This is a genomic window from Micromonospora sp. NPDC005413 (assembly GCF_040606435.1).
Classification (GTDB): Bacteria; Actinomycetota; Actinomycetes; order Mycobacteriales; family Micromonosporaceae; genus Micromonospora.
The window spans coordinates 72,080-94,837 of sequence record NZ_JBEXEV010000009.1; the positions used below are offsets into that span (position 1 = coordinate 72,080).

18 protein-coding genes are annotated in these 22,758 nt (G+C 71.5%); 8 read left to right on the top strand and 10 right to left on the bottom strand.

All coding sequences use genetic code 11. The annotated features are described in order from the left end of the window. Positions 1-25: 25 nt before the first annotated feature. Genes ABZS37_RS13255 through ABZS37_RS13270 form a run of 4 tightly spaced genes read right to left on the bottom strand, consistent with a single transcriptional unit; the run spans position 26 to position 5,025 of the window. The gene (locus tag ABZS37_RS13255; protein ID WP_355168545.1) at positions 26-400 is read right to left on the bottom strand and encodes a zf-TFIIB domain-containing protein; all 375 of its coding nucleotides are present in this window, start codon (positions 398-400) and stop codon (positions 26-28) included. A gap of 22 nt (positions 401-422) precedes the next feature. Next, a complete protein-coding gene (locus ABZS37_RS13260; RefSeq protein WP_355168547.1) occupies positions 423-1,055 on the bottom strand; it encodes a phosphoribosyltransferase in 633 nt (210 codons plus the stop codon). Between the two features lie 41 nt (positions 1,056-1,096). Beyond that, positions 1,097-2,437, bottom strand: coding sequence for a glycosyltransferase family 87 protein (locus tag ABZS37_RS13265; RefSeq protein ID WP_355168549.1), 1,341 nt, complete (start codon positions 2,435-2,437; stop codon positions 1,097-1,099). A gap of 50 nt (positions 2,438-2,487) precedes the next feature. After that, the gene (locus ABZS37_RS13270) at positions 2,488-5,025 is read right to left on the bottom strand and encodes a bifunctional diguanylate cyclase/phosphodiesterase (protein WP_355168551.1); all 2,538 of its coding nucleotides are present in this window, start codon (positions 5,023-5,025) and stop codon (positions 2,488-2,490) included. A 680-nt stretch (positions 5,026-5,705) separates the two neighbouring features. On the opposite strand from ABZS37_RS13270, the gene ABZS37_RS13275 reads away from it, so the two are divergent. The 5 genes from ABZS37_RS13275 to ABZS37_RS13295 all read left to right on the top strand — a co-directional run bounded on the left by ABZS37_RS13275 (position 5,706) and on the right by ABZS37_RS13295 (position 11,765). Then, the gene (locus ABZS37_RS13275; RefSeq protein ID WP_355168553.1) at positions 5,706-8,807 is read left to right on the top strand and encodes a BTAD domain-containing putative transcriptional regulator; all 3,102 of its coding nucleotides are present in this window, start codon (positions 5,706-5,708) and stop codon (positions 8,805-8,807) included. Between the two features lie 261 nt (positions 8,808-9,068). Continuing rightward, positions 9,069-9,560, top strand: a complete 492-nt coding sequence (gene moaC, locus ABZS37_RS13280) for a cyclic pyranopterin monophosphate synthase MoaC (protein ID WP_354993024.1) — start codon at positions 9,069-9,071, stop codon at positions 9,558-9,560. After that, a complete protein-coding gene (locus ABZS37_RS13285) occupies positions 9,557-10,027 on the top strand; it encodes a MogA/MoaB family molybdenum cofactor biosynthesis protein (protein ID WP_355168555.1) in 471 nt (156 codons plus the stop codon). The genes moaC and ABZS37_RS13285 overlap by 4 nt, the downstream gene beginning before the upstream one ends. Positions 10,028-10,080: 53 nt before the next feature. After that, positions 10,081-11,340, top strand: a complete 1,260-nt coding sequence (locus tag ABZS37_RS13290; RefSeq protein WP_355168556.1) for a molybdopterin molybdotransferase MoeA — start codon at positions 10,081-10,083, stop codon at positions 11,338-11,340. After that, complete coding sequence (locus ABZS37_RS13295) at positions 11,337-11,765, top strand: molybdenum cofactor biosynthesis protein MoaE (RefSeq protein WP_355168558.1); 429 nt, start codon at positions 11,337-11,339, stop codon at positions 11,763-11,765. Before ABZS37_RS13290 ends, ABZS37_RS13295 begins: the two co-directional genes overlap by 4 nt. 6 nt (positions 11,766-11,771) lie before the next feature. On the opposite strand, the gene ABZS37_RS13300 is transcribed toward ABZS37_RS13295, so the two are convergent. Both ABZS37_RS13300 and ABZS37_RS13305 read right to left on the bottom strand, forming a co-directional pair. Beyond that, a complete protein-coding gene (locus tag ABZS37_RS13300) occupies positions 11,772-13,217 on the bottom strand; it encodes a glycosyltransferase 87 family protein (RefSeq protein ID WP_355168560.1) in 1,446 nt (481 codons plus the stop codon). Between the two features lie 214 nt (positions 13,218-13,431). Continuing rightward, positions 13,432-13,977 (bottom strand): DoxX family protein, encoded by a 546-nt coding sequence (locus ABZS37_RS13305; protein ID WP_355168562.1) that lies wholly within the window; start codon positions 13,975-13,977, stop codon positions 13,432-13,434. A 134-nt stretch (positions 13,978-14,111) separates the two neighbouring features. Between ABZS37_RS13305 and ABZS37_RS13310 the strand changes: the two genes are divergently transcribed. Next, positions 14,112-14,660 (top strand): N-acetyltransferase, encoded by a 549-nt coding sequence (locus tag ABZS37_RS13310; RefSeq protein WP_355168564.1) that lies wholly within the window; start codon positions 14,112-14,114, stop codon positions 14,658-14,660. Positions 14,661-14,684: 24 nt separating this feature from the next. On the opposite strand, the gene ABZS37_RS13315 is transcribed toward ABZS37_RS13310, so the two are convergent. From ABZS37_RS13315 to ABZS37_RS13325, 3 genes are all read right to left on the bottom strand, one after another. After that, entirely contained in the window at positions 14,685-15,926 is a 1,242-nt protein-coding gene (locus tag ABZS37_RS13315; RefSeq protein ID WP_355168566.1) for an ATP-binding protein, read from the bottom strand. Between the two features lie 136 nt (positions 15,927-16,062). Continuing rightward, positions 16,063-16,512, bottom strand: coding sequence for a hypothetical protein (locus ABZS37_RS13320; RefSeq protein ID WP_355168745.1), 450 nt, complete (start codon positions 16,510-16,512; stop codon positions 16,063-16,065). Positions 16,513-16,883: 371 nt separating this feature from the next. After that, entirely contained in the window at positions 16,884-17,312 is a 429-nt protein-coding gene (locus tag ABZS37_RS13325; protein ID WP_355168568.1) for a hypothetical protein, read from the bottom strand. Positions 17,313-17,864: 552 nt separating this feature from the next. On the opposite strand from ABZS37_RS13325, the gene ABZS37_RS13330 reads away from it, so the two are divergent. Together ABZS37_RS13330 and ABZS37_RS13335 are read left to right on the top strand one after the other, a co-directional pair. Beyond that, the gene (locus ABZS37_RS13330) at positions 17,865-18,869 is read left to right on the top strand and encodes an EamA family transporter (protein WP_355168570.1); all 1,005 of its coding nucleotides are present in this window, start codon (positions 17,865-17,867) and stop codon (positions 18,867-18,869) included. A gap of 10 nt (positions 18,870-18,879) precedes the next feature. Then, the gene (locus ABZS37_RS13335; RefSeq protein ID WP_355168572.1) at positions 18,880-19,521 is read left to right on the top strand and encodes a prepilin peptidase; all 642 of its coding nucleotides are present in this window, start codon (positions 18,880-18,882) and stop codon (positions 19,519-19,521) included. 30 nt (positions 19,522-19,551) lie between these two features. Here the strand turns inward: ABZS37_RS13335 and ABZS37_RS13340 are convergent, their stop codons facing one another. Next, complete coding sequence (locus ABZS37_RS13340) at positions 19,552-22,743, bottom strand: UvrD-helicase domain-containing protein (RefSeq protein WP_355168574.1); 3,192 nt, start codon at positions 22,741-22,743, stop codon at positions 19,552-19,554. Positions 22,744-22,758 lie beyond the last annotated feature (15 nt).

Sequence of the window (22,758 nt, forward strand, 5' to 3'; positions counted from 1 at the left end):
GCCCGGGCGGGATGCCGGTCTCGGCTCAGCCGAACATGTCGTCGAGGAAGCCCTTGCGCTTCTTCTGCCGGTAGTGCCCGTGGTAGCCGTGGTGTTGCTGCTGCTGGTGGCCATAGGCCGGAGCCGGCGGGTAGCCGTGTGCGGGCGGGGGCGGCGGCGGGACGGCACCGTAACCGGGCTGCGGCGGCTGCGGCGGGTAGCCGGCCGGCTGCTGGGCGGGCGGCGGCGGCGCACCGCCGGCCTGTTGGCGGCTCCAGTTGGCCTCCGCCTCGAACAGCTTCTCCAGTTCGCCGCGGTCCAGGAAGATGCCTCGGCACTCCCCACACTGGTCGATGACGACGCCGCTGCGCTCGTACTGGCGCATTTCTCCGTGACACTTGGGACAGGTGAGGCTACTCATCGCCCGACGGTACCCGGTGGACCTATGCAGTTGCTGTGAGCGCCTCGGTGACTTCTTCGTCGGACACCTCGTGGAAATCCTCGTAGTAGACGCTCACCGCGCCGAAGTCGGGTGGACGCTGCGCACAGATGACCTGGTCCGCCTCGGCGGCGACCAGTTCGTACGCCTCCTGCGCGCCGACCGGAACCGCGACCACGACCCGGTGTGCCCCGAGGTGGCGAACGACCTCCACGGCGGCGCGGGCGGTCGCGCCGGTGGCCAGGCCGTCGTCGACGATCACCGCCGTCCGCCCGGTGAGGTCCAGCTGGGGGCGACCGCCCCGGTAGAGGCGTTCCCGGCGTTCCAGCTCGGCCTGTTCCCGTTGGCTGACCTCGGCGATGTCCTCGCTGCTGAGTCGGCTGGCCACGGCATCGTTGAGCACCTGGACACCGCCTGGCCCGAGCGCGCCGAAGGCGACCTCCCGGGCCCATGGCATGCCGAGCTTGCGGACGACCAGCACGTCCAGTGGCGCGCCGAGCCGTTCGGCGACGACCCGGGCGACCGGCACACCGCCACGGACCAGGCCGAGGACGACGACGTCCGGTGCGCCGATGAGTGCGGTGAGCCGTTCGGAGAGCATCCGGCCCGCCTCGGCCCGGTCGCGGTACGTCGTCATGCCTTCAGGTCTACGCCCTGGCGCGCCGTTCCGCCCGGCAGTTACGCCGAAGTGGTCCGACCGGACAGGTCGCCGGCAACCGGGGCGGTCGGCGCGTCGACCGGGCGGTGCAGGGCGGGCGCCCAGGTGAGCAGGGCCAACGGGTACAGCAGGTAGCCGAAGCGGGTCGAGGGCATCAGGGCGATGGCGACGAGTAGCCCGTACCCGCAGATCAGCGCGGTGGCGACGGCGGTGCGGGGCGGGCGGCGGGCGAGCCGGACGGCGATGGCCACGCCGGCGGCGACCAGCAGTGCGGCGGCGATCAGCCGGCCGGCGGGCAGCGCGGTGGCGATCAGGTAACCGGGGAACGGGGACTGCGCGGGGCTGGTGACGAGGCCGTGGCCGAGGGGGAAGCGCAGCACGTTCTCGGTCAGCGCGTCGCGGTCGACCAGCATCGCCGGCAGGAGGGCCGCGACGGGCAGGCCGATCGCGCCGACGGCGACGCGCGTGCCGGCGCGCCGGGTCAGGCCCCAGACGATCAGGACCAGGGCGACCGGCCAGGCGAACAGCTTCAGCGCGCCGGCCAGCCCGACCGCGAGGCCGGCCCGGCCGGGTCGGTCGGCGGCGGCGAGCGCGAGGGCCAGCAGACAGAGCGCGAGTACGGGCAGGTCGTCGCCGCCGGTGGCGAGGGTGAGGGCGCAGATCGGCAGTACGGTGGCGGCCTGCACGCCGCGCAGCAGGGCGGCGTCCCGTCGTTGGGTGGCGGCGGAGGTGGCGTTGCCGGCGGTGGTGCGGAGGGCGGCCACGGCCAGGGCGAGCGCCAGCGCGGTGCCCACCGCGAACCAGACCCGGGAGTCGGTCCACCAGGTGTCAGCGAGCGCTCTGGGCAGGCCGAACAGCGCCATACCCGGCTGGTACGGGGTGTAGCCGAGCAGTTGCTCGCCGGGCGGCAGGGCGGCTATCGCGTCGGGCCCGAGGTACGGCGTGCCGTGCTCCAGGAGGCGGGTGCCGGCCTGCTCCACGACCAGCACCTCCTCCTGGGCCCGGTCGGTGCGCCCGTTGGCCCGTTCGATGCTCTGCCAGAGCAGGGGCAGCAGTGCGGTGCCCGCCCACGCGAGACCGGTGACCGCCCAGCGGGCTGGCAGACCGGTCAACCGGGAGGTCGGGGAGCGTCGGCGCAGCAGGAGTTGGGCGATCACCGCCAGCGTCGCGACCAGGTAGCCGACGGCGGCGACCGCGCCCCAGGCCCGGTGCGGCAGCAGGGTCGACGTGACCGCGGTGATCGCGGCGAAGATGGCTGAGACCGCGTAGAGGCCAAGGTCGAGGGCGAGCCCGCCGGCGGCAGTGTCGAGCGTCCGCCAGTGCCAGCGACGGCGGCGGGCAGTCGGGTCGGCGGCGATCACGGCCGCCAGTCTGGCAGATCGGCCTGCTTTCGCCCCGGGCCGGTGCGCGGTCAGGCGGGGAGGTGCGGGAGGCGGTCGGGGCGGGCGCGGCCGGCCTGACGGCGGTTCTGGCTCAACCGGATCACCGCGCCGGCGTCGTGCAGCGGCGCGGCCAGGGCACCCGGCCGGCCGCCCGACCCGCGTTGCATCGCCGCGAGCAGGGTGCCGGACGGCATCGGCCGGGCGAACAGGTGCCCTTGGCCGGCGACGCAGCCCAATTCCCAGAGTGCCCGCCGCTGCGGCTCGCTCTCCACCCCCTCGGCCACCACGTCCAGGTCGAGGCTGCGGCCCAGGTCGAGGGTGGAGCGGATGACAGCGGCGGCCTCCGCCGAGCTCTCCATCGTCGTCACGAAGCTCCGGTCGATCTTCAGCTCGTGCACAGGGATCCGGGAGAGCAGGGATAGCGAGGAGTAGCCGGTGCCGAAGTCGTCCAACGCCAACCGGACACCCTCGTCGCGCAGCCGGCTGAGCACCCGGTCGACCACGTCGAGTTGGCTGAGCGTCAGCGTCTCCGTCAGCTCCAGCACCAGCCGGTCCGGTGGTAGGTCGTGGGCGCGCAGGCGGGCCAGCACCGAGCCCGGGAATCGCGCGTCGAGCAGGCTGCGCGGGGACACGTTGACCGCGACCGGTACGTCGAAGCCGGCGTCGCGCCAGTTGGCCGCCGCGATCAGCGCCTGGTCGAGGATCGCTTCGGCGAAGGCCGGCAGCAGGCCCGAGCGCTCCACCGCCTCCAGGAAGCGCAGGGGGTCGATCATGCCGTGGATGGGGTGATGCCAGCGGGCCAGCGCCTCCGCGCTGGTCACCTCGCCGGTGCCCAGATCGACGATCGGTTGGAAGTTGACGACGAACTCGTGGTCGGCGACCGCCCGTGGCAGTTCGCCACCGAGGGTGAGGCGGCCCAGGTCGGCGGTGTCCCGGGTCGGGGCGTACGTGGAGATCCTTTGCCCGGCCCGTTTGGCCTGGTACATGGCAACGTCGGCGCGGCGCAGCAGTTCGGCCATGCCACCGCTCGACGGGGCGACCGAGATCCCGCCGCTGGCCTCGACGCTGATCCGCATGCCGTCCAGCTCGAACGGCTCATGCAGAGCGGCGAGCAGCGTCTCGGCCCGGTGTGCGGCCACTGCCGGGGCCGGCAGGCCGCGCAGGAGTACGGCGAACTCGTCGCCGCCGAGGCGGGCCACCAGGTCACTCGCCTGGGCGGCGCCCCGCAACCGGTCGGCGACCTGCACCAGCACCTGGTCGCCAGCGGCGTGCCCGAGCGTGTCGTTGACCTCCTTGAAGTGGTTCAGGTCGATGAGCACCAGCGCGGTCACCCCGTCCGCGTGCCGGGTGCTCAACTGCTCGGTGCCCTGGTCGAGGAGGTGCCGACGGTTGGCCAGGCCGGTCAGCGCGTCGTGCGTGGCCGCGTACGCGTGCTCGTCGGCCACCCGGGCCAACTCGGCGTACGCCTGAGCGTTGCGGACGGCCGTGCAGAGCGCGGAGGCGAAGGTGCGCAGGGTGTACTGCTCCCGCTCGGAGAGCTGCACCGGGCCGCGGAAGCGCAGTCGCAGCACGCCGACGTCGACGGACCGGTCGTGACCTTCCAGCGGCGCGGGGACGATGGTGCCGTCCACCTCGGCGGGCGTACCGGTCGGGCCGTCGAAGGTGATGCCGCCGGTGCCGCCGCGCACGGTGCGGTCACCGTCGCGCAGCTCGATCTCGACCTCGTCGGCGGAGAACAACTCGGCGGCCTGGGTGACGGCGGTGGTGAGGACGTTGTCCAGGTCGACCACGTTGAGCGCGTCGGTGGTGCGGGCCAGCCGCTGCCACGCCTGCTGTTCCGTCCTGGAACGGATTCGCGTGGAGTAGGCCAGGTGCAGGCTGAGCACGAGTGGCGGAACGGCCACCAGGAGTCGTGGGTCGGCACGAAGGAGGAGCAGGGTGCAGATGGCGACGAGAAACCGTAGCGCCACACCGACGCCGCGTAGATCCCAGTTTGTGCGGAACTGCTGACGAACGCTGCTGCCAGAAGCTATCGCGATGACCGGGATCGCGATGATCTCGTCGAGCAGCGTGGCGGCCAGATAGGCGAGGGCTACCGGGCCGACGAGGTGGATGAAGTCGATGAGTTTCGAGGGCGGCCATGCCCAGTCCATCGCTACGAGAGTCAGCCCCGCACCGGCGGCAACGATCGTGTTCTTCCCGATGCTGAACGCCATCTTGATCGCCGGCAGACGCAGGACCGCAAAAGCCACGGCTACCCCAACTGCCGTGCACAGCACGACCCAGGGCGCTGGAGCGACCGCCACTCCGACGACGATCGCGGTCTCATTCCAGGTGATCGAGTGTGTGGTCGATCGGATTCTCACCCTTGCCTTGACCATCGTGGCAACGGCGATCATTGAGATGAGTGCTACGACAGTGGCAACCTCGGTCACGGTTGCCGGGGGATGGGCGACCGCCGCCATCAGGGACAGCGCACAGACCACCGAAGCCGCAGCGCCGATGACGCCGATGATCAGAGTCAGTCGTCGATGATCTTCTTGGTCGCTCTGCGCTTGGGAAGGCATGCCGCTCCCGAGGGTGCCGGGTCTGCTCCTGGCACCGTAGCGCACGACAAGGGGCCAACGGCAGGCCCGCGCATTGTCACATCCACTCGTTGCCGCGCATGACTACCTCCCCGAGGCTCAGGCATTAATGGCAAATCATGGATTAGCCATTAATGCACCGGCTTGCTGACGGGGATAGCGTAATGGAGATAAAGCCCGTTAGAGGCCGCCATATGTCTCTATGCGCAATATCAGCCAACTGGAAGATGGTTTGTAACGTTCTGTCCGCGCTTCTAAGCGCACCGTGGAGGTTCACACCTTCTTCTTCTGGAGCCGTCGCTCGTTGCGGCAGGTTGAATCCGATGGGTTATGTCTGCGTATCCTCTCAAGTCTGCGGGCTTCCGGCCCGCTGCATCATCTGGAGTTCGGGCAGAGGTCACAGCCGGTTGGGCAAGCTGTTCGTCTAGGAATGCCGGGAGGCGCAATCAATGGTCGGCCGGGCGCGCATCCTGCAACTTGCTCTCGGTCAGAAGGCGGCAACCTGCACTAGGCACGTTGCACCGGCGCTGGCCAGCCTGGTCGCTGGACGCTGCGGTGGCCGTTAACGGCCGTCCTGCCCGATTGGCATCGGCCCGTTACGTTCGGTGTCCGTAAGCTTCGTCGCGTGATCGTCTGTCTACCCCGCTAGAGCAGGGGGACGAGTGGAGATTCAGCTTCTGGGCGGCCTCTCGGTGCAACTGCCCGCTCGCAAACTGCACCTTGGTACGCCTAAACAGCGGGCTGTTCTTGCCACGCTCGCTGTCCAACCTGGGCAACTGGTTACGCTGAACGACCTGGTTGACGAGCTGTGGCCCGACAGCCCGCCGCGCTCTGCGGTCGCAAATGTGCGTACCTACGCCGCCAATCTGCGTCGGACTTTCGAGACTTTCGAGACGGGCCGGGGCGTCATCGTTAAGCAGCAGACCGGTTACCGGCTTGCCCTGAGGCCGGAGCTTATCGACGTGTTTCGCTTCGAGATGGAGCGTGTCGCAGGCCGGGAAGCCCTAATGGCTGGCCGTCTGGACCGGGCGCTGGAACTGCTGGGGTCTGCCGTGGCGCGGTGGCAGGGGTCAATGCTCGCCGGTGTCCCGCTCGGACCCGTGCTCACCGCACGCAGCGCGGCCGCGGAGGAGGAACGGCTGTTGGCCATCGAACTCCTCACCGACGTACAGCTGAGATTGGGACGGGATGACCTGGCGATCCCGCTGCTGCGGGATGTCGTCGTGCGTCACCCCCTCCGGGAACCGGCGTACGTCCTTCTCATACGGGCGCTGTACGAGCGCGGCGATCACGCCGGTGCGCTCGCCGAGTACGGGGAGGTCCGCGCGAGGCTGGCGGCGGAGCTTGGGATCATCCCGGGTTCTGGGCTCCAGACTCTCTACCGCACGATCCTCACGGTGGCTCCGCCGCTCGCGAGGAACAGTGCCGCAGCCCGCCCGGCCGGCCTGGGTGCACTCTCCGCCTTGAACGCGCATGCCCCGGCGGCCGTAGTGGTTCCCGCGAAGGTACGTCGGCCCGAATTGGTAGATCACCTCCCCCGCGCCGTAACCGACTTCGTCGGCAGGGAGGACGTGGTAACGCGGCTACTTGGGGAGACTCGGCGAGTCGAGGAACGTGTACCGGCCGTGCACATGATCGACGGCATGGCGGGCAGCGGCAAAACGGCCCTCGCCGTGCACCTGGCGCGCCAGGTGTCCGCCCGGTACCCGGACGCCGCACTGTTCATCGACCTGTGTGGGCATGGCGAGAAGAATCGGGTGGAGCCAGCGAGCGCCCTGGTCACCCTGCTTCGTCAGCTTGGGGTGCCAGCCGATCAAGTTCCGGTCGAGTTCGACGCCAAGGTGGAGTTGTGGCGACGAGAACTGGCCCGCCGGAGGTCTGTGATCGTCCTCGACAATGCCGCGAGCAGCGAACAGATCCTTCCTCTCCTGCCGGCTGAGCCGACCGCCGTCGTGCTGGTGACGTCGCGGCGACGACTTTCCCATCCGGACGTGGGGCCTTCGCAGACCCTGCCGGTCCTGACTACTGAAGAGAGTGTGGACCTCCTCGCCTCCACTGTCGGTCGAGACCGTGTCGAGGCCGAGCCGGATGCGGCGGTCGAGGTGGTTCGACGGTGCGGCCATCTCCCACTGGCGATCCGGCTGGCCGGTGCCCGACTGGCCCATCGACGCGGTTGGCGATTGGCGGATCTCGCCGAACAGATGGACGGAGCCACGGCAGCACTACGACATCTAGCTGGCGAAGAGAGCACGGTCTCCGGTGCCTTTGCCGCCTCCTACGAGCCACTCTCGGAGCCGGCCAGGCGAGTCTTCCGGTTCCTGAGCCTGTATCCCGGCAATCGTTTCGGCCCGCCGGCCGTCGCCGCGCTGACCGGCCTGACCGTTGCGGAAGCTCGCGCGACGCTCGATGACCTTGTCGACCGGAACTTGGTAGAGGACCTCGACTCGACGCGATATCGGTTGCACGATCTCATGCGCCAGTACTCCGTCGAGCTGTGCTCGCGTACTGACTCCGCGAGCGACCGAAGGCTCGGGCTGGCTCAACTGCTCGACTTCACGCTGGAGTCGGCGCTGAGGGCCGCAGAGACGCTGGAGCCCGGGGTCATCAGATTCCACGTCACTCACCTTTCGTTCGGGCGACCCGAGCTGGTCGAGGGCATCGGGGAGCCCACCGCCGACTGGTTGGAGACGGAGCGGACGGACCTGGTGACGATGGTGTCGTCGGCGCTTGCGGCGGGCTTTCACGAGCACTCCTGGCGACTGGCCCGTGCCCTCTGGCGATTCTGTTACATCCGCGGATACTTCGAGGACATCATCATGACCCACCGGCACGGGCTGACCGCGGCGGAGGCAACTGGGGACATCAATGCAATGGCGTTGATGAACAACTACCTCGCTTCCGCCTACGTCCGGACCGGCGATAACCGGGGTGCGCTCAACCACCTGACCCGCGCGGTCGCCCTCTTCAGAGACTCACGGGACATGCTGAACACCGCGCGGTACCGCGCCAATCTCGCAGCTGTCTACTGGTGGAGCGGCAACCTGACCGAAGCGGTAGCGGTCGGTTTGGAGTGCCTGCGTGATTACAAGGGGTACGGCAACGTCAGGGTGCCGATGGTGCTGCCGAACATCGGCATAGCACTGACGTCGCTGGGTCGTTACGAGGAGGCGTTGCGCCTGCACCGCCTGCACCTGGCGTGGGCCCGGACGAACTCCGAAGACTTCCATGTGCTCAACGCACTCAGCCACATCGGTGCCGTGCGCGTCCGCATGGGCGATTACCCCCAGGCGATCCGAATCCTCATGGCCTCGTTGGCTCTGCGTGACCGCACCGGCCACCGGTATGCCGAGGCCGAGGTGCGCAACGACCTCGGGATCGCCTATCGCGGTCTTGGCCGTCTGGTCGAGGCCCAGCAGCAGCACGAGGTGGCCCGAAAGCTGTCGATCGGCTCGGGGGAACGACACGTCGAGGCGGCTGCGCTGAACGAGCTCGGGCGCACCCTGATGGCACAGGGGCGGGGCGGCGAGGCGGCCGAGATGCACCAGGAGGCATTGCGGTTGGCGACTCGGATCTCGCACCCGCACGAGCAGGGGCGCGCCCTGGCCGGTCTCGCCGAACAATTCGCCCGAGTCGACGCGGCGGAGGCCCGGCGGCACTGGGAGCGGGCGTTGGCGATCTTCCGGAGGATGGGCGTGCCGGAGCGCTTCGAGGCCGAGCGTCGCCTTGCCGAGTTGGATGACAGGGCCGTGGACGTGGGGCGCTGACCAGCCTGCCGGCGCTTATCGATTTCTTATCGCCGGGCCCGGTAGCTTCTCGGTCGTATCGACGAACGGGGGAGGTTCTGCCCCTGGGCAGAACCAGGTCGTCGACACGCGCCCGCTGCCAGGTCCCCCCCAGCGACCTCGGCGGCGGGTCGGTGAGGAAGGAGCGGCGTCCGGCCGATGCGCCGTCAGCACCCGGCGCGGCGGGCACCGCGGCGCCGCTCCTTCCGAGCACCGTCGTACCGCACCGATAGGCTCACGACCGTGACCGAACCCCCGCAGCTCAGCCACGTCGACCGCGCTGGCGCGGCCCGCATGGTCGATGTCTCTGCCAAGGCGGTGACGGGCCGACTGGCCGTCGCGGCCGGCCGTTTGCGGACCACGCCCGAGGTCATCGACCTGCTGCACCGCGACGGGCTGCCCAAGGGCGACGCGTTGGCGGTCGGTCGGTTGGCCGGGATCATGGGGGCCAAGCGCACTCCGGATCTGATCCCGCTGTGCCACCCGATCGCCCTGCACGGCGTCACCGTCGACCTGCGGTTGACCGCCGACACCGTGGAGATCACGGCCACCGCCCGCACGGCGGACCGTACGGGGGTGGAGATGGAGGCACTCACGGCGGTCGCCGTCGCCGGTCTCGCTCTGATCGACATGGTCAAGGCCGTCGACCCGGCGGCCTCGGTGGAGGCGGTCCGGGTGCTGCGCAAGGAGGGCGGTAAGACCGGCGAGTGGGTCCGGCCGGAGGACCGGCCGTGATCCGGGCCCGGGTGATCGTCGCGTCCAATCGGGCTGCGGCCGGTGTCTACGCCGACACCAGCGGGCCGCTGCTCGTCGCCGGCCTGCGCGAGCTGGGGTGCCAGGTCGACGAGCCGGTGGTGGTGCCCGACGGTGAGCCGGTCGGCGCCGCCGTGCAGGCCGCCCGCGCTGACGGTGTCGACGTGGTGCTGACCAGCGGGGGCACCGGGGTGACCCCGTCGGATCGGACACCGGACGTGACCCGGGGTCTGCTGGATTACGAGATCCCCGGCATCGCCGAGGCGATCCGCGCGCACAGTCGGGACCGGGTGCCCACCTCGGTGCTGTCCCGGGGCCTGGCCGGGGTCGCCGGCCGGATGCTGGTGATCAACCTGCCCGGCTCGACCGGCGGTGCCCGGGACGGCTTGGCCGTGCTCGGGCCGATCCTCGGGCACACCGTCGATCAACTTCGCGGCGGAGACCACTGACCCGTCCACGCCAGGCCCGGGCGGGTGTCGGTCCGTGCCGATAGGCTCGGTCGGTGAGCACGGAAACCGCACCCGCCGCGGATCGGGTCGCCGCACCCCCGCCGCCAGCCGGGTGGGAGGAAGCACGGTCACGGGTCTACGCGGTCGGTCTCGCCGCCGCGCTGCCCGTCGTCGCCCGACCATTGGTCGACACTGACGGGTCGACCCTGGCTGAGCCGCTGACCACCCGCACCGACCTGCCCGCCTTCCCGACCTCCAGCGTGGACGGCTGGGCGGTGCGCGGCGGTGGCCCGTGGCGCGTCGTTGGCCGGGTGTTGGCGGGCAGCACCCCCGCGCCGCTCACCGAGGACGACACGACCGTCGAGATCGCGACCGGGGCCATGGTGCCCGAGGGCGCCACCGCCGTGCTGCGCGTGGAGGAGTCCACGACCACCGATGGCCTGGTCAGCGGCACTCCCCGGGAGACGCCGGAGTGGCGGCAGCCCGGCGAGGAGGCGTACGCCGATGAGGAACTGTTGCCGGTCGGCACGCCGGTGGACCCGGCGGTGATCGGCTTGGCGGCCTCCTGCGGGCACGACACGCTGCGGGTCCGGCGGGCGCCGCGCGCCGCGCTGCTGGTCTTCGGCGATGAGTTGCTGACCACGGGCCCGCCCGCGGCGGGTCGGGTCCGGGACGCGCTGGGCCCCGCGGTGCCGGCGTGGCTGCGGCGGTACGGCTGCCAGGTCCGCCCATCCGACGTGGTCGGCCCGGTGGCCGACACGCTGCCCGCGCACGTGGCGGCCCTGCGCTCGGCGCTGGCCACCGCCGACCTGGTGTGCACCACCGGCGGCACGATGAACGGCCCGGTCGACCACCTGCATCCGACCCTGGAGGCGCTCGGCGCCGACTACGTGGTCAACACCGTGGCGGTCCGCCCGGGCTTCCCGATGCTGCTGGCCCGGCTGTCCGGCCACGACGGGCGGGTCCGGTTCGTGGCCGGGCTGCCGGGCAACCCACAGTCCGCCATCGTCGCGCTGGTGTCGCTGGTCGCCCCACTGCTCGCCGGCCTACAGGGCCGCTCGATGCCGGTGCTGCCGCAGGCCACGTTGGCCGAGGCGGTGCCCGGTCGCGGTGACCACACCCACCTGGCACTGGTCCGGCTCGACCGGGCCGCCGGCACCGCGTCGCCGGTGCGACACGTCGGCTCGGCGATGCTGCGCGGCCTGGCCGGCGCGGACGGGTTCGCCGTCATCCGGCCGGGCACCAGCGGCGAGCCGGGCGACCGGGTGCCGATCGTGCCGCTGCCGTTGCTGCCTGGGGAGCGTGCGTCGTGACCGCACCGGCGATCACCTTCGGCGAGATCACCGATCAGCCGCTCGACCTTGCCACGCACGAGGCGGCGGTCAGCGACCGCCGGGCCGGCGCGGTGGTCTCCTTCCAGGGCGTGGTCCGCGACCACGACCACGGCCGCCAGGTCACGAGCCTGGAGTACGAAGGCCACCCGAGCGCCGCGCAGGTGCTGCGCGAGGTGGCCGCTGAGATCGCCGCCGAGCCCGACGTCTACGCGGTGGCGGTCTCGCACCGGGTCGGCCCACTGGCGATCGGTGACGTGGCGCTGGTCGCCGCGGTGAGCACCGCCCACCGGGCGGCGGCCTTCGCGGCCTGTGCCCGACTGGTCGACGAGGTCAAGGCGCGGCTGCCGATCTGGAAGCGGCAGGTCTTCACCGATGGCACCGAGGAATGGGTCAACTGCCCCTGACCGTGCTCAACGGCGGCCGTTGAGCACCACGGCCCTGGCGAGCCGGTCGCCGTAGAACGCCGGCTCCGCACCGGGGCGCCAGGGCAGTGCGGCGACCAGCACGATCAGGGCGACCGCGAGAGAGTTCTCCATCAGCGCTCCGAAGAGACCGTCCTGGTAGTGCGACATCTCCGGCAGTTGGTGCTCGTACGGCCAGATCGGGGAGATCAGGAACAGCAGGTAGAGCCCGATCGCGGCGACGCCGTGGCGGAGCCCCGTCAACGTGGGGTACCAGATCGGCGGCCGGAGCCCGTTGACCCCGGGCAGCCCGCCAGACATCGAGCCCTGGCCGGTGCGCTGCGGCATCCCCCGGCTCGCCTCTCGGCGGCGCACCGCGGCGTCGCCCAGCACGATGATCGCCGGGATCACCCAGACCAGGTGGTGCGTCCAGGAGATCGGGCTGATCACGTTCGCGGTGAGACCGACCAGCGTGAACGCGGTCAACTCGTCGCCATCGGCGCGGGAGCTGGCCGCCCGGGACAGGCCCAGCGCCAGGATCAGCACCGAGAAGGCGAGCCAGAGCAGCCCGGGTGTCTCGATCGAGTCGTACAGCCGGGCGAGCAGGCCGGCAAGCGACTGGTTGGGAGTCATGTCGGCCGCGCCGACCCGCTCGGTCTGCCAGAGCACGCTGCCGAAGTACGCCCGTGACTCGTCGCCGACGATCACGAAGCTCGCCACCGTCACGCCGATCGTGGTGCCGATGGCAGTGGCCGCCACCCGCCACTGGCGAGTGATCAGCAGGTAGGCGATGAACAGTGCCGGGGTGAGCTTGACGGCGGTGGCCAGGCCGATGCCGGCGCCGGCCCAGGCTCCGCCGTAGACGAAGCGCAGCAGGGGGCCGTCCGTCGCGGCGTAGTGGGTGCCCCGGCGGGAGCGCCAGCGTAGGCCGATCAGGTCGGCCATGATCAACGCGAACAGCAGGATGTTGACCTGGCCGTAGCCGAGGGTCTCCCGACCTGGCTCGATGGCGACCGCGAGCGGCACCGCCACGGCCACCGTGAACCACAGTGGCCACGCCAGCCGGTCCACGATGGGGCGGAGCAGCCCGGCAAGCGCCAGCGCCAACGCGGCGATGCTGGCGGCAGCGTTGACCATGCCGGCCGCGCCGATCGGGAGCTGCGCCATCGGCAGCATGACCAGCCCGGCGAACGGCGGGTAGGTGAAACCGAGTGTGGTCCCGGGCGCGATGAACTCGTAGAGCTCGTGACCGCTCGCCCACCACACCACGGCACCGTGGTAGATCTTCATGTCGAAGAAGTTGTACGGCCGCCCGAAGGCGCCGATGGCGAGCCATGCGGCGTAGACGACCGCGACCACGATGGCACCCCGTACAACGTTCCTGCGATCGATCCCACGCGTTACGCGTTGTATCAGGGCGAGGCGGTCCGCCCGTCTACCGACAGCCGTCGGCATGGCGTGGCCACCCCCATACCAAGGTCGTCCTACCCGTCCAGGTCCTGCACGGAGCCTAGAACGGCGCCTCACGTCAGTGCCTCCCGCGTTATGCGACCGTGTCCGATCCCACACATGTTTTTGACATTTCCACCGCGTTAACGCCTACCGGGTGGTTCAGGTAATTCGCGGCCTTAGCGGGGGTGGGGGCGGCACAGAGATGGATCGACGCAGGTCAGCCCGGGAGTCGACGTGCGGTGGAGGCGGACCGGACGGCGATCCGGGCCTCCCGCTTGGCCGTCCGGACGGCGCGCTCCATGGAACGTCGAGAGTGGCCGATGCGGTGGCCGGTTCGCCAGCGCAGACCCGGCTTGCCCTCGGTGTCGGCCGCGGCGAGCAGCAGACCGCCGAGGAGACCGACGTTCTTCAGGAAATTGACCTTGTTCGCGTCGCGCGTGGCCGGGTCGTCGTCGTTCCAGAAGGCATGTCCGGCAATGGTCGTCGGCACCAGCGTGCCGGCGAGAACCAGCGCGGCGGGCCGGGTCAGTCGCCCGGTGGCGAGCATCAGCCCGGCGCCGAGCTGCACCGCGGAGTTGATCCGGATCAGCTGCTCGGTCCCGGTGGGGAAGCTGGGGTGCACCTTCTGCAGCAGCGGCGCCACCCGTTCGGTAACCGGCGCGGCCTTCTGGGCGAGCCGCTGGGGGGAACGGAAGTTGCGGTAGCCGCTGACCACGAAGATGCCGCTCAACATGGCACGGGCGAGGGAGCGTACGGGCGTCATGAATCAGTCATACCCCGTCGCGGCGTTTGCTACCCCGGCAACAGCCGGATCCGGATCGGTGGCCGTGTACCTGCGCCACGCCGATTGGAGCGACCGTCACGGATGGACCGGCCGTGGCGGGTAACGTCGCGCGGGTGACCACGCTGCGGCTACGACCCGAGGACCCGGCCGACGCCGGCCCGGTCCGCCGCGTGCTGGCCGCCGCTTTCGCCCGCCCGGACGTGGCGACGCCGCCGGAGGTGAGCCTGGTCGACGAGTTGCGCGGCACCGCCGCCTGGCTGCCGGAGTTGGCCATGATCGCCGAGTACGGCGGCGAGGTGGTCGGTTACGCGCTGCTCACCCGGGTGCGGGTGCGGCCGGAGCGGGGTTCGGACGTGCCCGCCCTGGCACTCGGCCCGGTGGCGGTCGCGCCGCATCGACAGCGCGTCGGGCACGGCACGGCGGTTGTGCAGGCCGCCCTGGACGCCTCCACCGAGCTGGACGAGCGGTTGGTCGTGGTCCTCGGTGACCCGGCCTTCTACCGGCGGTTCGGCTTCGGCCCTGCGACCGAGCTGGGCCTGACCGGCCCGTGGGCCGGTCTCGGTGAGCCGTGGCAGGCGCTGGTGCTGCCGCCGTCCACCAGTGAGGAGGGGCCGCCGCCCCGCGGCGAGGTGCTCTTTCCGGCGCCCTGGTCCAAGGTCTGACTGCGCCGATGCGGTGAGTGCCGGTCAGGCCGGCTGGGTGCGGAGGTACCGGCCGAAGTGCGGGACCGTGAAGGCGACAGTGCCCCGCTCACCGGAGTAGATCAACCCCTTCTTGATCAGCGCGTCCCGGGCTGGGGAGAGGCTGGCGGGTTTGCGGCCGAGAGCCCGGGCGATCTCCGCGGTGGGCACCGCGGCATCCATGTCGTCGCGGACCACTGCTCCGGACTCGCCGTCGACCACGGACATCGTGGCCATCGCCCGCATGTACTCGCGCTCGGCGGGGGTGGCTCGTTCGAACCGGGAGCCGAAGAACCCGACCGCCAGTTCGGCTTCCGCCTCGGGCGCGGCAACCCGCACGTCGGCGGCGGTGATCGGCGAGCGTGGCGCGTGATCCCAGGTCGCCTTGCCGTACGCCTGGACGAAGTAGGGATAGCCGCCGGACTTCTCGTAGAGCAGGTCGAGTGCCTTCTGCTCGTACTCGACCTCTTCACGTTCGGCGGGCGCGCAGAGGGCCTGGTCGGCGGCGATCCGGTCGAGCCGGTCGATGCGTTGGTAGCGGAACAACCGTTCGGAGTACGACTTGGCGGCGCTGAGCACCGCCGGCAGGTGCGGCAGGCCGGCGCCGACGACGATCAGCGGCGCGCCGAGCTGGGACAGCTCATGGCAGGCGGCGCAGAGCGCCGACACGTCCTCCGGGCCGAGATCCTGCATCTCGTCGATGAAGATGGCAATGCCGGTGCCCACGTCGCTGGCCACGGCGGCGGCGTCGCTGAACAGCTCGACCAGGTCGATCTCGATGTCGCCGGAGTCGGCTCGGCCGCTGGCCGCCGGCACGTCGATGCCGGGCTGCCACCGGTCGCGCAGCTTCGGGGCGGCACCGGCCCGGCCGGTCGGGGCGGACCGTTGGGCGAACGCCTTGAGGACGCCGAGGAACGTGTCGATCCGATCGGGCGCGCGGTGTCGGGGGGCGAGCTCCCGGACCGCCATGTGCAGCGCGGCGGCGACCGGGCGACGCAACGACTGGTCCGGCCGTGCCTCGATCTTGCCGCTGCCCCAGAGACGGTTGATCGCTTGCGACCGGAGAGTGTTGAGCAGGACCGTCTTGCCGACTCCGCGTAGCCCGGTGAGCATCAGGCTGCGTTCGGGGCGGCCTCGTGCGATGCGCTCGAGCACGATGTCGAAGACGTCCAGCTCCCGCCCCCGCCCGGCGAGTTCGGGCGGACGCTGGCCGGCGCCCGGCGCGTACGGGTTGCGGACCGGATCCACGCATCGCAGAGTATCGGGCCGTCTAGCTGCGGGGCTAGAGATGGGTAGATGGGGCTACTGGCGTGTCGAGGCCGTCGACAGAAAACTAGGGCTGTCTAGCCTGGACGCTAGACAGCCCTAGTTTTGGCAATCGGAGTTACCGCTTTTTCAGACAGAGCACGTAGTCGAACAGGTCGACCGAGTTGTCGTGCACGTAGTTCGCGGTTGCCTGCGGCGCGAGCGTGTCGCACCGGTCCGCGTCGGTCGTCGCCGGAATCCGCAACAGCACCTGGTAGGTGTTCGGGCCGCACGACACCTTGCGCAGCTCCGCGTCGTCCTCAGTGCCGTCGTTCACCACGCAGTCTCCCCGGGCGAACTCCTCATCCGGAGTCGGCGCGGCCGACGTCGGTGCGTCGCTGGGCAGGGCGGGCGGAACGACCGGCGCGCTCGTCGACGGCGTACGCGCGGCGTCACCGCTTCCGTCGGCGACCTTCCAGACCGCCCAACCGGCCAGGCCGAGGCACGGGCAGAGCACGAGTAGCACCACCAGCGTGATGATGAGCGCGACCTTGCGGCCGGTCTTCTTCACCGGCGCGAGGGGCGGCATCCCGTAGCCGCCAGGAGGCGGCTGACCCCACGGCGTGGGCGGCTGACCCGGCATCGGCCCGGGCGGCGGCATCGGCCCGGCCGGTGGGAACGGCCCGGCCGGCGGGAACGGCCCGGGCGGCGGGTAACCCGGGCCCGAGGTGGGCGGCGGTGCCCACATCGGTACGGTCGGCGGCTCAGCGCCGGTCGGCGGCGGCCCCCACTGCTGGCGGGTCGGATCATCGCCGGGCGGCGGGGCACCCCACTGGGGCAGGGTCTCCTCGACCGGTGGCGGGCCGTCGGACCCGGTGGGCGGGCGTTGGTACGGGTCGTCCGGCTGGCCGGAACCCGCTGGTCCGTAGGTCGTCATGTCATCCCCAAGGGTGGGTGGTCTCAGCGCTGCTTGAGGCAGAGGACGAAGTCGAGAGTGTCCAGCTCGCTGTCGAAGGAGAACCAGTCGGTGTAACCCTCGACCTTGTCGCACTTGGCCTTGGCGTCGCGTTCGCCGCTGGTCGCGCCGTCGATCCGACTCAACACCTCGTACGACTTCGGGGCGCAGCCGCTGATCAGCAGCTTGGGCTTGCCGCCGGGCACGCCGTCATTGCGGATGCACTGGCCGACCTTGACGAACCGGGGATCGGCCGACGACTCCGGCGCGGCGGCGCTCGGTGCTGGCGCGTCCGCGTCCGCGCTGGGCTCACCAGCAACGGCCGAACCGGTTGGCGCGGCCACCGGCGCTGGATCGTCGTCCTGCCCGCGGAGGAGCCAGAACGCACCGCCGACAGCGACCACCAGCAGCACGACGGCCAGTACCGCGATCAACGGTCCTCGACCGCGCCTGCCCGGTGTCGGTGCGGGGTCCCCGCCGTACGGGCTGTCGTCGGGTCGGTACGGCTGCCCGCCGTACGCCGGGCTCGCCTCGGTCGGCCGGTACGAGCCTCCGTAGGGCGCTCCGGGCTCGTGCCCGTAGGGAGCCTCGGTTCTGCCGCCGTACGGCGTCCCGGGCGGCGGACCACCGTACGGCGCCCCGGGCGGACCGCCGTACGCCGTTCCCGAACCGCCTCCGTAGGCACGGTACGGCGTCTCCGAACCGCTTCCGTAGGGCGCGGCGGGTGTGTCGCCGTACTGCCCGGGTCGTCCCTGGGGTGCGGGCGGGTAGGACGGAACGGCCGGCGGGTAGGGCTCGGGTGCTGCCGGGTAGGGCGGTTGTACCGGCCGTCCAGGCGTCTCGTCGGGTCGTTGTCCACGCCACGGTCCCGGGTTGTCACCCCCCGGTGGTCCGTAGTTCGTCATGCCGCCCTCCTGCACAAGTGGTGAGAGGCCGGCCACCAATGCGCGACGCCGACTCCGACGTCACCGTAGCGTGGTCCACCGATGAGCTCACCTCCACCGAGCGCCGCTGCCCTCGCCGGCCGCCGCGCAGGCGCCGCACCGACCCTGATCTGGACCGCGCTGATCGTGGTCTACGTGCTCTGGGGTTCCACCTATCTGGCCATCCGGATCACCGTGGAGACGCTGCCCCCGCTGCTGTCGGCCGCCCTGCGGTTTGCCGTCGCCGGCCTGATCCTGGCGGTGGTGCTGCGGCTGCGCCGAGGCCCGGGCGCACTGCGGGTGGACTGGCGGCAGGTCGGCTCCGCCGCGCTGATCGGGGTGCTCCTGCTCGCCGGCGGCAACGGCCTGGTGGTGCTCGCCGAATCCGGGCCGCCCGGAGTGGCGGTGCCGTCCGGGATCGCCGCGCTGCTGGTGGCGACCGTGCCGCTGCTCGTGGTGCTGTTGCGCTCCACCACCGGGGACCGACCGCCGATCTGGACGTTCGCCGGGGTCACCCTGGGCTTTGCGGGCCTGGTCCTGCTGGTGCTGCCCGCCGGCAGCGCGGACGCGGTACCGCTGGTCGGGGCGTTGACCATTGTCGCGGCGGCCACCTCCTGGTCGGTCGGCTCGTTCCTGTCCGGACGGATCCGGATGCCCGCCGACCCCTTCGTGGCCACGGTGTACGAGATGCTGGCCGGCGCTCTGGTGCTGGCCGTCGTCGCCGCTGGCCGGGGCGAGTTCGCCGACTTCCACCCGGCCGCGGTCAGCACCCGGTCCTGGTTGGCGTTGGGCTACCTCATGGTGGCCGGCTCGCTGGTGGCGTTCACCGCGTACGTCTGGCTGCTGCACAACGCGCCCATCTCGCTGGTGTCGACGTACGCCTATGTCAACCCGGCGGTCGCGGTGGCGCTCGGCGCGCTGCTGGTGGCCGAGCCGATCACCCCGCAGGTGCTGCTCGGAGGCGCGGTCATCGTCGCCGGGGTTGCTGTGGTCGTGAGCACCGAGCGTCCCCGCCGGGCGGGCGCGGAATCACGGTCGGGGGCCGCGCCGGTGGGCGACCGCCGGTAACGTCCGGCCCATGTCGGCCGCTGCGCTGGTGCCGGTGACGCTGCTCGGCGCACTGGTCGGCCTCGTCGTCCCCCCGCTGGCCCGGCGCTTCACGACCGCGTCGATCAGGCCGGGACCTCGACGCGACACCCGGGCGTGGCTCAGCCCGGTGGTGGCGGCCGTGGTGTTCGGCGGGCTCGCGGTCGCGCGGGCTGACGACCCGGCGTTGCCGGTCCTCCTCGCGGTGGCAGCGGTGGGGCTGGTGCTGGCCGTGGTGGACCTGGCCTGCCTGCGACTGCCTGACCCGCTGGTCCTCGCCGCCGGGGTGCTGGCCCTCGTCGGCCTGACCGGTGCGGCGCTGCTGGCCGGCACTCCGGGCCGGTTGGTCAATGCGCTGGTCGGCGCGGCCGTCGCTGGCGCGGCGCACGTGCTGCTGGCCCTGCTGCCCCGGTCCCGGTTGGGCTTCGGGGACGTGAAGCTCGCCGCCGTCCTCGGCCTGCCGCTCGGCTGGCTGGGCCGGGACGCCCTGCTGACCGGGCTGCTCCTGCCCCACCTGCTGCACGGTGGCCTGGCGCTCGGGCTGCTCGCCGCGCGACGGGTGCGCCGGGACACCCTGCTGCCACTTGGTCCAGCCCTGCTCGCGGGCGCCTGGCTCGCCGTGCTCCTCGGGTGATCTGATCAGCCCGCTGGACGCGGGCGAACGTCAGATGAGGCGGAGCTGGCGGTCCTTGGGGCGACGCGGCTCCGCCTCGCCGAACCTCTCGAACAGGCCCGGGTCGACGACGCCGAGAAACGGCGACGGAACACAGTCACGCTCCGCGCCGTGTCGGGTGCGACGGGCGGCGTGACTCACGTACAGCCGATCCTGGGCCCTGGTCAGGCCGACGAAGAAGAGCCGGCGCTCCTCGGCGACCGCGTCCTCGTCGGGCGTCGAGCCCGGCCAGCGCAGCGGCAGCAACCCGTCCTCGACGCCGACCAGGAAGACCACCGGGAACTCCAGGCCCTTCGCGGCGTGCAGGGTGAGCAGGGTGACCGCCTCCGCGCGCGGGTCGAGCGCGTCGACCTCCGCGCCGGTGGCCAGTTGCGACAGGAACGTCTCCAGGTCGTCGCCGCAGCGTCGGGCCAGCGGGGTCAGCAGGTCCACGGCCGAGCGGACGTCCTCGGGACGTACCGTGCCGCCGGCGCCATCCAGGGTGGGCATGGCGAACCGCTCCGCGACGACCTGGCCGGCCAGCCGTACCCGGGCGGCCAGCGAGCCGGCCAACCCGTCGGCGTGCCGCAGCTCGCGGGCGATGGCCGCCACCCCGGGCCGGTCCCGCAGCCGGTCGTGTGAGCGCTTCTGCACCGGGATGTTGGCCCGGGTCAGGGCGTCCACGATCGGCGCGGCCTGCGCGTCGGTGCGGTACAGCACGGCGATGTCGGAGAAGGACAGCGAGGTGGACCGGCCGTCGATCCGGCCCGAGTCCAATGACCGGTGGGACAGCCCGCCAACCAGCTCGTCGACCGTGCGGACCACGAAGTCGGCCTCCTCGGCGACGGACGCCGCCGGGTACCGGCCGATCAGGGGTGCCTCCGGGTCGAGTCGGGCCGGGTCCAGCCGTCGGCCGCGGACCAGCGAGGACGGTGCGATGGCCTGCACGGCGGCGGCCAGAATCGGCGCCGACGAGCGGTAGTTGCGGTTGAGCCGGACCAGCCGGGCGTCGGTGAAGTCCTGGGAGAAGCGCAGGAAGTAGCCGACGTCGGCGCCCCGGAACGAGTAGATCGCCTGGTCCGGGTCACCGATCGCGCACAGGTTGCCGTCCGCCGGGCTGAGCAGCCGCAGTAGCTCGTACTGCATCGCGTCGACGTCCTGGTACTCGTCGACGAAGATCCACCGCCAGCGGTCCCGGTACCGCTCGACCAGCTCACGGTCGGCCCGCAACAGCTCCACCGGCAGGCTCACCAGCTCGTCCAGGTCGACCAGGTCCTGCTTGCGCAGCAGTGCCGTATAGCTGGCGCTGTCGTCGCCGGCCTCCGACCGGGCTGCCGCCCGCTCCGCGTCGTCGGCGATGCGGAAGTCGGCCGGTAGGCCCGCCGCGTCGACGTTCTCCCGCAGGATGGTCAACCCCAGTGCGTGGAACGTACCGACGGTGACGTCCTCGGCGACCGGGCCGAGCAGGCTGTCGAGGCGGTGCCGCAGCTCCTCGGCGGCCCGGCGGGTGAACGTGATCGCGAGGCAGTGCTCCGGAAAGACGTTCAGCTCCGCGCAAAGGTACGCGATCCGGTGGGTGAGGGTTCTGGTCTTGCCGGTGCCCGGACCAGCGACGATCAGCAGCGGACCGCCGGGAGCGGAGGCGGCCACCCGCTGCATCGCGTCCAGCCGGTCCAGCAGGCCGGTGCCGACCTCCTCCATGCCGGAGAGCATCGGCTCGAACGGTTCGTGGGGAGACGGCGGCGACGCGATCGGCGGGGCGGGGGCCGGGGTCGGCTTACGCTTCGGCTCCGCCTTCGCCGCCGGACGCTTGGCCGTCGAGCGGGCCGCCGGCTCCGCGGGTCGCCGCTGCGCTGGCACCGGTACGTCGAACAGCGTCTCCTGGGCCGAGCCCGCGCTGGCATCCAGCTCCCCCGGGTCGAAGAGCGTGATCACCCCGTACTCGCCGTCGTAGCCCGGCACCCGGCGCACATCGCCGCGCCGCAACCGCCCGATGCCCTCCGCGAGCAGCTCACCACCTGCCTGCGCGATGTCGGTCAGCGGCGTCGTGGTGAGGATCTCCAGCTCGGGGCCGAGCGCGGCCAGCAACTCGTTGAGTCGCCCCTCGACCTTCTTCGACCGGGCGCCCACCTTGTTGAGCTCGCCGAGGATCTCGGCCAGCGGCACCAGATGGGTGACGTCCCGGGCGTGCGCCGGCCGGTGCCCCTCCGGCCGGTCCGCCAGCTCCTCGACCCGACTGAGGACGCCCACGGTGAGCGGCTTGCCGCACTCGGGGCAGCGCCCGCCAGCGGCCCTGGTCCGCTCCGGAGACCAGTTGACCCCACACAGCCGGTGCCCGTCCGCGTGGTATTTGCCCTCTTCCGGGAAGAACTCGACGGTGCCGGCCAGGCCGTCGCCGGTCCGCAGCGCCTCCCGGACGGCAAAGTAGTCCCGTTCAGCGGTCAGCACCGTTGCCTCCCGGCCCAGGGCCGGGGGAGAGTGCGCGTCCGAGTTGGACACCAGCTGGTAGCCGTCCAGGCTGCCGACCCGCCAGTTCATCGCCGGATCGGAGGAGAGACCGGTCTCCACGGCGAAGATGTGCTCAGCCAGGTCGGCGTAGCAGTCCGCGATCGCGTCGAAGCCGGACTTCGAGCCCAGCGCGGAGAACCACGGCGTCCAGATGTGCGCCGGCACCAGGAAGCCGCCCGGGCTGGCCTCCAGGGTGATCTCCAGCAGGTCGCGGGAGTCCAGCCCGAGGATCGGCCGGCCGTCGGAGCCGAGGTTGCCGATCCGGCCGAGCGCGGTGTTGAACCGGGCCACCGCGTCCAGATCGGGCAGGTAGATCAGGTGGTGCACCTTGCGGGTCCGGTCGTCCCGCTTGTAGATGGTGGAGATCTCCACGCTCAGCATGAACCGGACCGGGTCCGCCTCCGCCGTGCTGGCGAGTCGGGGCGGCAGCCGGCGGGCGACGTCCCGCTCCGCCTCCGGGTCGAGCCGGTAGAGCCCCGGTTCGGCCGGACGCAGTGTCTCCCGCAGGTGGTCGTACCAGGCGGGGTGGGTGAAGTCGCCGGTGCCGAGCAGGCCGATGCCCTTGCGTCGAGCCCACCACGCGAGGTTCGGCGTGGTGAGGTCGCGGCTGCACGCGCGCGAGTACTTCGAGTGGATGTGCAGGTCCGCGACGAATGGCGTGGGGCCACCGGGGGGTACGGCGCTGAACGGGGGCACGCCGCATCCTGTCAC

Excerpts from the sequence above, each read along its gene's own strand:
- ABZS37_RS13255 (WP_355168545.1), bottom strand. The coding sequence starts at position 400 with ATGAGTAGCCTCACCTGTCCCAAGTGTCACGGAGAAATGCGCCAGTAC.
- ABZS37_RS13260 (WP_355168547.1), bottom strand. The coding sequence starts at position 1,055 with ATGACGACGTACCGCGACCGGGCCGAGGCGGGCCGGATGCTCTCCGAA.
- ABZS37_RS13270 (WP_355168551.1), bottom strand. The coding sequence starts at position 5,025 with ATGCCTTCCCAAGCGCAGAGCGACCAAGAAGATCATCGACGACTGACT.
- ABZS37_RS13300 (WP_355168560.1), bottom strand. The coding sequence starts at position 13,217 with ATGCCGACGGCTGTCGGTAGACGGGCGGACCGCCTCGCCCTGATACAA.
- ABZS37_RS13305 (WP_355168562.1), bottom strand. The coding sequence starts at position 13,977 with ATGACGCCCGTACGCTCCCTCGCCCGTGCCATGTTGAGCGGCATCTTC.
- ABZS37_RS13320 (WP_355168745.1), bottom strand. The coding sequence starts at position 16,512 with ATGCCGCCCCTCGCGCCGGTGAAGAAGACCGGCCGCAAGGTCGCGCTC.
- ABZS37_RS13330 (WP_355168570.1), top strand. The coding sequence starts at position 17,865 with ATGAGCTCACCTCCACCGAGCGCCGCTGCCCTCGCCGGCCGCCGCGCA.
- ABZS37_RS13335 (WP_355168572.1), top strand. The coding sequence starts at position 18,880 with ATGTCGGCCGCTGCGCTGGTGCCGGTGACGCTGCTCGGCGCACTGGTC.